Annotated in this window: 14 protein-coding genes and 2 pseudogenes; 10 read left to right on the plus strand and 6 right to left on the minus strand. The window is 55.7% G+C overall.

All coding sequences use genetic code 11. The features are described 5' to 3' along the window. The coding region (locus tag PY650_RS23190; RefSeq protein WP_285882020.1) for a MerR family DNA-binding transcriptional regulator at positions 1-117 on the minus strand (117 nt) is incomplete at its 3' end. Between the two features lie 50 nt (positions 118-167). Next, positions 168-339, minus strand: a pseudogene (locus PY650_RS23195) (LysR family transcriptional regulator); the annotation flags it as partial. A gap of 220 nt (positions 340-559) precedes the next feature. On the opposite strand from PY650_RS23195, the gene PY650_RS23200 reads away from it, so the two are divergent. The 8 genes from PY650_RS23200 to PY650_RS23235 all read left to right on the plus strand — a co-directional run bounded on the left by PY650_RS23200 (position 560) and on the right by PY650_RS23235 (position 7446). Beyond that, complete coding sequence (locus tag PY650_RS23200) at positions 560-916, plus strand: cupin domain-containing protein (protein WP_285881921.1); 357 nt, start codon at positions 560-562, stop codon at positions 914-916. 128 nt (positions 917-1044) lie between these two features. Beyond that, positions 1045-1671 (plus strand): cysteine hydrolase family protein, encoded by a 627-nt coding sequence (locus tag PY650_RS23205; protein ID WP_285881922.1) that lies wholly within the window; start codon positions 1045-1047, stop codon positions 1669-1671. A gap of 562 nt (positions 1672-2233) precedes the next feature. Continuing rightward, entirely contained in the window at positions 2234-3901 is a 1668-nt protein-coding gene (locus PY650_RS23210; protein ID WP_285881923.1) for a phospholipase D-like domain-containing protein, read from the plus strand. A 26-nt stretch (positions 3902-3927) separates the two neighbouring features. After that, positions 3928-4479, plus strand: a complete 552-nt coding sequence (locus PY650_RS23215; RefSeq protein ID WP_285881924.1) for a histidine phosphatase family protein — start codon at positions 3928-3930, stop codon at positions 4477-4479. Between the two features lie 11 nt (positions 4480-4490). Further along, positions 4491-5156 carry a DUF2278 family protein gene (locus tag PY650_RS23220; protein WP_285881925.1) on the plus strand — a complete coding sequence of 222 codons (666 nt, stop codon included), beginning with the start codon at positions 4491-4493 and terminating at the stop codon, positions 5154-5156. A gap of 39 nt (positions 5157-5195) precedes the next feature. After that, the gene (locus PY650_RS23225; protein WP_285881926.1) at positions 5196-6176 is read left to right on the plus strand and encodes an SGNH/GDSL hydrolase family protein; all 981 of its coding nucleotides are present in this window, start codon (positions 5196-5198) and stop codon (positions 6174-6176) included. 60 nt (positions 6177-6236) lie between these two features. Continuing rightward, positions 6237-6743 carry a hypothetical protein gene (locus PY650_RS23230; protein WP_285881928.1) on the plus strand — a complete coding sequence of 169 codons (507 nt, stop codon included), beginning with the start codon at positions 6237-6239 and terminating at the stop codon, positions 6741-6743. A 184-nt stretch (positions 6744-6927) separates the two neighbouring features. After that, entirely contained in the window at positions 6928-7446 is a 519-nt protein-coding gene (locus tag PY650_RS23235) for a DUF3990 domain-containing protein (RefSeq protein WP_285881929.1), read from the plus strand. A gap of 460 nt (positions 7447-7906) precedes the next feature. Here PY650_RS23235 and PY650_RS23240 read toward each other — a convergent pair. Continuing rightward, positions 7907-8103: pseudogene (locus PY650_RS23240) on the minus strand (hypothetical protein); the annotation flags it as partial. 15 nt (positions 8104-8118) lie between these two features. After that, positions 8119-8673 carry a DUF1643 domain-containing protein gene (locus PY650_RS23245; RefSeq protein ID WP_285881930.1) on the minus strand — a complete coding sequence of 185 codons (555 nt, stop codon included), beginning with the start codon at positions 8671-8673 and terminating at the stop codon, positions 8119-8121. A gap of 152 nt (positions 8674-8825) precedes the next feature. On the opposite strand from PY650_RS23245, the gene PY650_RS23250 reads away from it, so the two are divergent. Both PY650_RS23250 and PY650_RS23255 read left to right on the plus strand, forming a co-directional pair. After that, positions 8826-9224 carry a nucleotidyltransferase domain-containing protein gene (locus PY650_RS23250; protein ID WP_285881931.1) on the plus strand — a complete coding sequence of 133 codons (399 nt, stop codon included), beginning with the start codon at positions 8826-8828 and terminating at the stop codon, positions 9222-9224. A gap of 448 nt (positions 9225-9672) precedes the next feature. Beyond that, complete coding sequence (locus PY650_RS23255; protein WP_285881932.1) at positions 9673-9849, plus strand: hypothetical protein; 177 nt, start codon at positions 9673-9675, stop codon at positions 9847-9849. A gap of 951 nt (positions 9850-10800) precedes the next feature. Here the strand turns inward: PY650_RS23255 and PY650_RS23260 are convergent. Then, the gene (locus tag PY650_RS23260) at positions 10801-11583 is read right to left on the minus strand and encodes an SDR family oxidoreductase (RefSeq protein ID WP_285881933.1); all 783 of its coding nucleotides are present in this window, start codon (positions 11581-11583) and stop codon (positions 10801-10803) included. Further along, positions 11580-11906 carry a nuclear transport factor 2 family protein gene (locus PY650_RS23265; RefSeq protein WP_285881934.1) on the minus strand — a complete coding sequence of 109 codons (327 nt, stop codon included), beginning with the start codon at positions 11904-11906 and terminating at the stop codon, positions 11580-11582. The genes PY650_RS23260 and PY650_RS23265 overlap by 4 nt, the downstream gene beginning before the upstream one ends. Positions 11907-11932 lie beyond the last annotated feature (26 nt).

Consider the following 11932-nt stretch of genomic DNA (forward strand, 5'->3'; position numbering starts at 1 on the left):
ATGACCACCCGGCGTATGTTCAGCCACCAGACGGCCTTCAGCTTCCCATCGGCGCAATGTCGTGATCGACACGCCCAAAACTTCCGCCGCTTCGCCTATACTCACAAATGTCCCCATTTTGGATGGATATACATAAATTCAGTAAGATTGCGAGCGAACTGTTCTAACCCCTGCCTTACGAACAGCGGGTCGTTGAAGACATGCCTCAGGCCGATTGAGTGCCGAACTGACGGCGGGTTGGCTGAGCCCTATCCTGTCGCCGGCGCGCGTGACGCTCCTCTCTCGCGCAAGGGCGTCGAAGACGCGGATCAGGTTCAAATCGAGCGCGTTGAAATTCATGCCATCAATAGCCTCGATATCAAAATGCGATTGGCGAAAAGGGCCGGTTCTGCCGTAGATATTTGCTGCACATTCGCAACGATGAAGGGAAAACGCAATGGCAATGGACATCGTATCAATGGAACCCGGTGCACGGCTCCGCTGGTTCGGAAATACACTCGTCTCAATCCAAGTTGGCTCAGGAGAGGGACAAGACCGCATTTCTGTCGCTGAGCACTGGATGCCGTTCGGCGACTCGCCGCCAATGCATGTCCACCGCAACGAGGACGAAATCTTCCATGTGCTCGAAGGAAGGATGCGCTTTCGTGTTGACGACAAGGACATTGTCGCGGAAGCAGGCGAAACGGCGCTGGCGCCAAAGGGTATCCCGCACAGCTACCGCGCAGAGGGCGAACAAGGAACTCGGTGTCTGACGATCACACACGGCAACGACTTCGAATCCATGCTTCTTGAGTGCAGCCGTCTAGCCGAGAGCCGCTCGCTTCCGCCGCCCTCTGAGCCGACGCAGGCCATGATCGACCAACTTGCCCGCTGCTGCGCGCGAAACGGCATCGACCTCGTCGGGCCGCCGCTTTGATACCGGACGGTGATGGTCGCGCTGCATGACCAGCGGGACCATCATCGTTGAGCAACCCTTTGATGCTAGGCAAAAGGACGACCATGTCTTAGAACGGGCCGTCGCTCATACTCAGGGATGCCGCGCCAATGACCATGCCCACAACCGTTGCCGATTGGCTTTCTCCTGATCGCGCCGCCTTGCTGGTGTACGACATGCAGATTGGCATTGCGCGGCAAGTCAAGAACGCAGATGAAACGATCCATCGGATCGCAAAAATTGTCGCCGCTGCCCGGGGAGCGGGAATGCGGATCGCTTTCTGTCGTCATCTTTCTCTGCCGAAGCCGTGGATGGGTTTGTTTGCAACGCGGATGGCGATGGCATGGCAACGCACCGACGATCCCGACGAGGTGAAACCGTGGTTCCTGCGAGACAGCGAAGCGGTTCAAATCGTTCCGGAGTTGCGGCCGCAGCCGCAGGACTTCGTGTTTGACAAGCTCGGGATGTCGGCATTCGAAGGGACCCCCTTAGAGCTTGCAATGCGGGATGCCGGGCTTTCGGCTTTGGCGATCTGCGGAATTGCCATGGAAATCGGTATCGAGCCGACCTGCCGCCACGCAGCCGATCTGGGGATCGTTCCAGTCTTGATCGAGGACGCATGTGGCCACGGAGATGCGGAGGCAGGAAGACGTTCCGTCGAAACCCTGCGTTTCCTAGGCGATGCGATCGTGACGAGTTCGCATGAGTTCTTGGTGGCCATGTCTCGTCCGGCATGAGGTCCTGTTAAACCGCAGCCAATGATATCCAATCATCGGCCTACTGAAGCTCGGGATCATCTTCGCTCTTCGACGTCTTCTTAAGCCAAAATCACGCCGTCCTCACCTCGGATAGCCTGCGCCATCCCAGCGCGTCGACGCATCTCAAGCCTCTCAAACCTTGAGCCGGCAGCCCGGTCTGACAAGCAGACGCCAGCGATTGTGCGGTATATCGCCGTCAGAATTGGATGGCCCATTTCAAGCCCTGCCTCCTCGACCCTGAACTGGTGCCCATCTCTTTCCTATACGAAACTCATCGATTTTCGACGCCCGGCCATGAGAAACGCAGTCCCTCCGTCTCTAGGACGCGCTCAAAGTCCGGCCTAACCGCATCTTGTGATTGACTGTTTTCGCGTCAAGAAACCCATAAACACAACTTGTAGCGTTGAAGTAAAGGCCGGTTGTAGTTAAAAATATATGCTAGCCTATGGCGTGTATATGCGCTAATAATACACAAATAAGGCATTCAACACGCAATTTAGTCTGCAGTCTTCAAAGTTCTAAACTTTTGAGGGAGGGAGAAGTGCGTGCAAGGGTCGAAAAAAATGGGCTAATTGCTCAAGCGGTCGCCGGAACCTACGTCGTTCTCATTGGCTGGGACATTAAAGACCAGCTCATCCGCCAAGGTTTGCTTGGGTTCGCGATTCAAAGAACGGATCACACCGAAAACGAGATCGCTTGGCTTCGAGGGATGAAAACCTTTCCTGGCAGCGATCCCCTCCCCTTGGGAGGAAACGCGTCCTCACACGAGCAGCCGTTTCAGAGCTTTCAGTGGGCGGACTACGCTGCAAAACCCGGCCATAACTATACTTATCGTCTGGTCGCCATGAAGGGCGCACCTGGAACGCTGGTCGATGCAAACGAAATTTCAATAGACATCGCGACCGAACCCGAATGGGGCGAAGATCACAGTGTGTTCTTCAATCGTGGTGCCATCGCATCACAGGAATATGCAAAGAGATTTCAAAACAAGCCGCCAAATGAAGCGGGACCGGCTGCCTATATCTGGCTTTCTCGTGGCCTTCTTGAAGCGATTCTCGCGTTTATCGGACAAGCCACTGGACCGGAATTCGCCCTGAGGATCGCGATCTACGAGTTTCAGCTGCCTGAAATATTGGGCGCGTTAAACGCGGCCAAGGAGCGCGGAGTAGACGTGCAGGTGCTCTTCGATGCGATAGAAAACGCCGAGGGCAACCCCGTCCATCCGAACGAAGAGCAGATTGCGGCGGCGGGCATAACCGATTTTTGCACCGGGATCACCGAGGGCAAAATCATGCACAACAAGTTCATTGTGCTTCTGCAGAGGAACAAGCCGCTACGGGTTTTAAGCGGCTCTACCAACTTCACCGAAAATGGCGTATTCGGCCATCTGAACTGTGCCCACGTTGTCCACGATGACGCGGTCGCTGCAAAGTTCATGGAATACTGGGATCAGCTCAGCAAGAATCAACCATTAGGCGACTTGCGCAAGTGGACTGGTCCCAACTCCACCCCTCCTCCGCAGCCACCCGATCCGGGCACGTCAGAGGTGTTTTCGCCTCAGACCGGAGCGGACACCCTCAAACGGTATGCGGTTATCGCCAGCGAAGCCAAGCGCGGTCTGTTTATGACCTTTGCTTTCGGTATGAACGCGGAATTCCAAGCGATTTACGCCAATCCGGGCGACGTGCTGCGCTTCGCTTTGATGGACACGGTAGGCGTTGGAAAAAACAAGGCAACCGGAGAAAAGCAAATTGAAGTGCTACAACGTCTGCCGAACACCGTCATAGCGATCGGGCAGAACATTACCCTCAATGAATTCGACCGCTGGATTAAAGAGCGAGATGGGCTCGCCCCGGGAGAACACGTTCGGTGGGTCCATACGAAATTTATGCTTGTTGATCCGCTTTCGGATGATCCGATTGTCATTACTGGATCACAGAATTTCAGCGTGGCGAGCATCGAGACCAACCACGAGAACATGTTGGTGATAAGGGGGAATACCCGCATCGCCGATATCTATCTCGGGGAGTTCATGCGCCAGTTTTCCAGCTATGCGTTCCGGGACGCGGCAAAGAATGCGGTCGACGACAAGACCGGCATGAACAACTTCAAGCCCCAAGACCTATTCACCGACAATTCCTGGCTAAACCGATACGACAATGTGCGCGACGCAGGTGGACTGCGTCGGCTCTATTTCTCGGGACAATAAGTCCGGCATCAACATGGGAGGAAGCGATGGCCCCGACCAAAATCTATTTCATCCGCCATGCAGAAAAGCCGGACGAAGCCAAGCGAACGAACGGCGTGTTGCCCGATGGCAGCATTGATAAGGAGAGCCTGACGGTAAAAGGCTGGCAACGCGCTGGGGCATTGACGCAAATGACTTGGCCAGGCACGGCATCCGCTCCAACCACGATTTTTGCCGCTGGTATTGGACCCGGCAGCGACAGCAAAAGGCCGCAGCAAACGGTTACGCCACTCGCTGAGCTGTTAAACGAGCGCAATATCCTTTCGAAGTTTGATACGACCTGCCTCAAAAGCGATCTAGATGGCCTCTTCGCCAGGATATTGGACGCCGAAGGCGTCGTGCTTGTATGCTGGGAGCATCATCTCCTCCCTGACCTTTTGGACAAATTCCCACACGCGCCACCGGCACCGAAGAAATGGCCCGATGACCGGTTCGACATGAATTGGTGCCTCGAAAGCAAGGATGGCGGCTGGTCGTTTTCCCAGATTCCGCAAAACCTTCTTAAAGGCGATCGTTCCGATGTATTCCCGCAGAACTGACGGAGGTCAAGATGACGATACCGTATGGCTACGCCAAGGGAACAGTGATATCCGCGCCTAGTCTCAAGCCGACGCGACGTGATCACGAAACGCAGTATCATCTCCATTTTAGTGTCCAGGTCGCTGACGAAGTCTGGGATGTTGCTGTTAATGTCGGGACGAACGATTCTGACGATTTGCTGAAATACAAGCTTGTCTTCGACTATCGACATCCGCTCATCCAAACCCTGCAAGCCTCGCCCGCTGGCAAAAACGATCTAACTGACGTCAATGCCCTGCCCGCTTTAGATTTCGTCCGCAGCGATTTGCTCGGCACTACGGGCCGCTGGCGTGACAGTGCTGTCATGGATGGCAGCGATACGCCTGAGCCGGTGGCATCACTGACCCGTCTGATTGAGAAGGCGCTTTCGGAGAAGTTCGATGTGTACGTCTTCGGCCGATTTTACAGCGAAGGAAATGGCATCCACGACGCTCACATGAACCAGGGTTCAAAGGGGCGGTATATCCATCGCCCAAACAGCGATCAAAATGATCACAATGCCGTCTGGCAAGATGGAGCGGTTCTTATCGATTGCCGACAACCCGAGTGGGCGGCTTACTTCGCGGCCTTTGAGCAGCAGTATTTGCCGACCGACGATCTCGGCAATCCAACGCCCAGCTCAAGCCCGATTTCCTGATTTCACGACGATTCAGCCGGTTCGCGTGGAGGCACCCCGATGCAGGAAGACCTTTTCATAAACCAACGTCACCGCAAAGCGATCAACGATGAGCTCGATGATCGCGAGAAAGAACATCAAAAAATCGTCGCCCAACATGAGGCCCTATTCGAGGCGACAAGAACCTTGACGGGTAAGGCGGCCATTAAGCCAAAATATCTGCTGGCCATCGGCGACTCTTGGTACGATTATCCGATCCAAGGCAATAGTCTCGTCTTTATCCCATCCGACATCCTTGCGCAGCTGAAGCAAATCTGCGACCCCGCGCCCATCATCCTTTCGTCTGCTCATCGCGGCGACGCTTCAACAATAGAGATGTCGCTGCCCAAGCAAGAGAAGATTATTCAATTTTTGACCCACAAGCAGAATTGGCCAAACGGCAAACCGGACGCGATCATCGTTTCGGCCGGGGGTAACGACGTGGCTGGCAACTCATTCTGCATCTTTCTGGACTTCAACGATGGACGCCACACAGGCCTAAATCAGGCAAGATACGCTGGTGTGTTGAACCTCGTTAGGGCGTGCTACTTGGATTTGTTCGCTGTTCGAGATCGCTACGCCAGCGGCGTTCCAATCTATGCCCATTGCTATGATTTCCCGACCCCAAGCGGGATAGGAGCACCATGCGGAATTGGTCCCTGGCTTTGGCCCTCACTCCAATTCTGCAATTGGTCAAAATCGACTGGCAAACAAATTGCCCACGACGCGCTAGCGAAGTTTAAGGACATGCTGGATGATCTCGCGTCAGTACCCGCCAACAATTTTCATGTAGTCCCCACGCAAGGCACGCTGAACGATCAGCATTGGGCAAACGAGCTTCACCCCGATCCGACTGGCTTTAGGATGATCGCGCGGAAGGTCGCCGATAGCTTGGGCATCGATCATGACCAAGGTTCGGCGCTAGCTGCCAAAGCCACGATACCACAATCTCCGGCTGGCCCGACGGCCAGCGTGAAAACAGCCAAAGCATCTGGGAAATAGGACGGGACACTGTGCGGTTTGAAGCACCGGAAGTTGTGCTCTTCTACTGAGGCTAGCAATATGAAGGATGTTGCGGAGATTTTGAAAGCAGTTGCCTGGCCGATCACCACGGTCATCGTTTTTTTCTATTTACGGCATCAACTGACCTTCCTCGTGGCATCTGTAATCAGAAGGATCAGCGACGCCAATAAATTAAAGTTTCGCTTTCTCGGACTGACCTTCGAGATGGCGAGCCAATTAGCACGAACCTCGATTGCCCCAACAAAGAAAACCAAGACGGACGAGACAGACGCGGACGAGTTCGTCCGATTGGCAGGCGAGTATCAAGACCTGGACATTCAAGGGACCAAGGAGCGGGTCGCAAAACGATTTGAGCTTGCTGATCGTCTGGGCGACTTGGCGGTGGCATTGAACCTGCCTCGCGCAAATCTCGCAAAAGGAAACGAAGGCTATCTCGTTGCATTTGCAACGGCGGCGATCTTACAACCTATGCCTGACGACCTGAAGAACCTTAGAACCGCCGCCTCAAAAGTGAAATTCAAGTTACCGCCTATCGGATGGTTCTAATGATTCCGGAGCTTGCAAAACGGGCGACTCCCGCCACCCTTCGGCGGATTGAGGAGACCCTCAATGACATTGAGACCCGAAGCAATGCTCACGAGGACGGCGATCTGCAGGAGCTCATCGATACCACGAGGTCCGCCCTTACAAATCTGCGGACTGCGATCGGATAAGCCTAGAGGAATTGAAGATGCCTTGGCCCAACATCACACTAACCGTTTACCACGGTACAGACTCGTTAAGTGGCAACAACATTAGAATGAATGGAATACTGGCTCAATATTTCAATCCTAGTTCCGACTTTGGCGCGGGCTTTTACGTAACCACGTCGCTTCATCAGGCAAAGAATTGGGCAAACGAACGAGTTCGAACCATCGGTGGTTTCGGGGTCAACGCGGAAGTTCTCCAATATGATTTGAGCAGATCGGCAATCGAAACGCTTGAGCATCTCGTGTTTGTCACCGATACACAGGACTTCCATGACCTGTGTGCCTTTTGTCGAGGCGGAGGCGGCGTCAGCCACGGTCGAACCGCGCCCTATGACGCAATATATGGTCCGGTCTCGTTGTCCCCACAGACGCTGGTCATCGCCAACTGTGATCAGATCTGTTTTCCTAATCCAGCGAACATAGTTGATGCGAACGGAAATTCCGTGTTCCGCCTTCCGGCGGGCACGATGTCATCGACCCCCAACACCTACTTTGTATAAGAGATCGCCATGGCTCAAATCGACCCAAAAGACCTCGACAATTCACCCATGATGAGAGAGTTTTTCGACACCGTCGTCAAAATACTCGTCCAAGCAGACGTTGAGGCTTCGTCTGCGGAAGACCTAGTCAACAGGTTCTTTGAGCGTCGCGCGACACCCCTCGAAAGGGCCTTGGCGATGCATCAAGGCCCCAAGCGCGTCGCTGATGGCTTGCTGGGAAGGCTGCGAGTTCGATAAAGTTACGGTCGATGCGGGATGTTTCATCCGATATAGCGAATGTTATGAGCAGTTCTTGTCTGTGCGAGTTCGGTGACGTTGCCAATCAAAGGGGCGGCTTTTCCTAAGCTTCCTATGCGCTGGCTCGTGCTTTGAAAAACACAATCGCTGACGTACGATGCTCAGAGATTGACCATACAGTCTAAGCAATCTTTGAAGTGCGAAAACGAATGTGCTCGCGACGTCAGATTGTGGCGCATGTCAGTGTAGGGTGAATATCGTGTCGCTCTTTACGGTCATGCCGCTTACCATATCCTTTTGCGCAAAAGCTCAATGACGTCGCTGACGTATGCCTTATCGGAGGCGGGTCTGGTCGCTCGCAAAACTCACGCCAGACAAACAGCGTCATCTCCCCCCGTCTGTCGCCGTGTCCACCGGCCCATCCGTCATCGATCGTCATGCTGCCCTCCAGAGGATAGCCGGCTGGTTGGCTGGGATGCGATGCTTGCCGCGGGCGAGCGGATGCTTAGGCGCTCCGCTCGATGTCTTGCCCCAGCACCAGAGGTCAGGATGCGGCCCGTCGCCGCTCTGGATCTCCTTGACCACGTGATCAACCCAATCGATGTCCCAAGCGATGGCGCCCCAGCAGACGAAAACCTTGTCGGCACCTTTGGCTTTGGCGACGACATGTGGCAGGTTGACAAAATGGAGGTCATCACGCACGTGCCACGCGCCGCGGTCGATCGTCGCCACGACGCGCCGGCATTTGGCCGGTTCGGACGTGCAGAAGGGATAAAGGTTCACGGCATCATATCCGCCGAATCCGAACTCATGGAACCAGGCGTTCCACCAGTGTGAGGTATTGTCCTCGATCAGCTTTCCCGCTCTGGAAGGATTGCAACCGATGACGCACGCCTGCGGTCCCCGTCCCCAGCGCCTGGTAAGCGTCAAGCGATTCTTGCCGTGGAACACGGCATCACGGTGCATCTCGAAACCGAAGAGGTCGATCACAGCTTCCCCTCCTCCTTCAGCCGCTCGATCTAATCGCCATAGTCGCGTGCAATCATGTCGCATTTCCGAATGGCGCCCCATGGGGTCGTGGCTATGGGAAATAACGAGCAACCCGATTATATGACTGTACGGACTTTGGACGGAGTGGCCCCGTGAGCGACGTTGCCGAGAGTTTTGGTGGACGTATCGCTTCCCCAGAGAAATTTCCCGAACTGGGAAAGCTGCTTGTTCGGATCAAGGAAGTGTACAATCCGATCGACGTCATTCTCTATGGTAGCCAAGCGAGGGGAGAAGCAACCGCTCAAAGCGATTGGGACTTGAAGGTCATCGTTTCCGACGACGCTCCTGAACGCGTGTTTTCACCAATGTTTGGGTGGCGTATCCAGGAAGGGTCTGGCGTCTACGCGGATGTGTCTTGCACGCGCCTGTCCGACTTTCGCGCCGATCTAAAGGTCGCGAACTCGGCAACCAGCCACAAAATGCAAGGATTCGAAGTGACGAGGGGCGGCAGGCTCTGCCGTCTCTGTCTTCCCGGTTCCCATCCGGGTTGATCAACCCGAAGTCCCTGGATGGCATCCGCCTGCCGAGAGGAAGACCGAAAGTCTTCAATTCAGAATGTTCCATGGAAATCTCGATCGGAACCACCGGTGGGAATTTAGAGCCGGGAAGCGTGCTGCAATTGCTTTTCCTCTGGCCGCCATTGGCGTTCTTCCGGTGAGGCCGCGGCTCTGACTTAAATATAGCACCGGGAAAGAACGATGAGAGATTTCCGATTTGATGGCAGCTAACCGCAAGGTTTTGTCACACCATCACAAGACCAAAAACATTGAGATCGATAGAAGCCCTATCAATTCTTTCATTTGGGTAATTGCTTCACCCGGCATGAAAAGCGTGCAGAGATCCGAGGTGGCGTCGTAGCGTGCCCTGCCCTTGGGTGGCGGCTGCGAACACGTCGGGCAGCGACCCGCTAGTGGCGGTAAGGCCCACTTGGGAGACATCTTGCAAACCGGCAGTTTTCCCGACGGACCAGATTGGGGAGTAATGGTCATTGTCGGGATCGCCGCCGTCACTCTCGTCGTTATCGCCGCGTCCTCGGCGACGCGTCTTGGGAGAAGCGCGCAGACAGGGTGGCGGCGGCCCAAAGGGTCGCTGATTGGCGACCGCCCGATCTACTGAAATCGAAACCCGGCCATCGCGACCATATCGCCTAAAGTAGCCGGGTGTGTGGTGGCCGCATTGCAGAGTGATGCATCAATCAAGGTCGCCTATCGCTTTGATTGTTGCGCGTTACGGTTGATCCGATAGCATGCATCTCGCCGTTTTTTTGGGATTAGCGCTCGCGTTCATGCGTCAGTTTGTTCTGGGAGTTTTTGCATCCGCGACCTTGTTTGGAGCGGCGCATGCAGAGGTGACAATAGAGCGCATACCAATCGAGAACGCCTCCCCGGTTCTTCTGCTAAAGGGTGAGTTTAGCCAGTCCGACGATCCCGAACTGCTGTCCCGGGAAGTCACGGCAAGCGGCGCCAAGGTCGTCACTTTCAAGGTGGCAATGTCCTGGCGGCCATCGCCTACGGGAGAAAGATTAGGTCGCTCGGGCTATCGACATTTCAGCTGCGGGCCAGCCAATGTGCCTCCGCCTGCGCTCTGGCGTATGTCGGTGGCGTGATCCGCCAAGCGGAGCCGGGTTCTATAGGTGTGCATCAATCTTCGTTCGCGCCAGGAAACAGTCTCGACGGTCCGACAGCAGTGGCCGCCGTTCAGACGTTAACTGTACAGATCATGTCATATTTCACGGAGATGGGCGTCGACCCCAAGCTTCTTCAGCTTAGTTCATTGGGTTTTTCGGAACAGTACCCAAAATCGAACTTTCGGGAACTATCGTCAAGCGTGGGACGCAGGAGATAATCCGACTCGATCCGTGCATTCCGCCGATTTCACTCCATAGCCCTACCATCAATGCGGAAGGATGTCACACTGGCTAAGACAGGTCGATAGGTGGAGACAACCTTGTCAGCATGAGGGCTTGAGGGGGAAGTTTTCCCCTGCGACCGAGCCATGGTTCTCGGCCGACCCCCTTCTGCGGGGAGACCCCCAAGCTGTGCTAAAACAGCGGAGGGAGCCCCCACCTCATGCGGTGGGAACGGTCCCGCCGTCGATGACATATTCGGTACCGGTTATGGCTGCAGCGCGCGGGGATGCCAGGAATGTTATCAGATCCGCGACCTCGGCCGGTTTCGCCGGTCGGCCGAGCGGAATTCCGCCTAGAGAATTCATGATGATCCTCTTGCCGCCCTCATAATCGGTCCCGGCCTCGCTTGCGAGCCGTTCCGCGAGCGCCACGGCGGCGTCGGTCTCGATCCAGCCCGGCGACACGCGAACCACCCTGATTCCCTTGGGGGTCACTTCCTTCGACAGGCTCTTGCTATAGGTCGACAGTGCCGCCTTTGCTGCTGCATAGGCGGTCGTCGATTCCGGCAATGGCAGTTCGTGCTGGATCGACGTCACATGGATGATGACGCCCGATCTTTGCGCGATCATCGACGGAAGCAGAGCCCGATCGAGCCGGACCGCAGGCATGAGATTGTGATCGATCTCCTTCTGCCATTCCTCATCGGTCAAGGCCGCGAAGCCGCCCGCCGGCGCGCCTGATCCTCCAAGCACATTGACGAGGACGTCGATACCGCCAAACGCATGAACCACCTCCTCGGCGACTTTGGCGCAGCCCTGCGCTGTCAGCAGGTCGGCGGCGATGTAATGGATGTTCCCCACTGCAGCCTGGGGCACGGTCCGGGCCGTTGCCGCAACGCGCGCGCCTGCGGCCACCAGAGCCTGAACGACCGCTGCGCCCGCCCCCTTGGTGCCGCCTGTCACCAGGGCGCGCTTTCCATCAAGGCCAAGATCGAAGCTCATGGGACGATCTCCAGCCGGGCGATCGCATTACCAGAGAGCGTGAAAGCGTAGCGAAGGTCCACCGGGCTTCCAGGAAAATTCCCGGTCAGATGCGCGGTCACGACGACCCTGTCGCCCTGATCGTCGATGGCTACGGGGTCGGCTACATATTCATACTTTGCGGATGCCTCGGACTTCCAGGCCGCGATCGCGTCGCGCCCCGTATAAGTCTTCTTCTCGTCGACGACCACGGCGTCGGCCGTGAAACATGCGGCAACCGCCGCGCCATCCGCCGCATCCGCAGCAAAGTAGTCGGCTATGGGTTTGGGTAATGCGAGGGTCATGATCGATCTCCGGGTTGACCTTGTTT

The organism is Martinezella calliandrae (assembly GCF_030272695.1).
Lineage (GTDB): Bacteria > Pseudomonadota > Alphaproteobacteria > Rhizobiales > Rhizobiaceae > Rhizobium > Rhizobium calliandrae.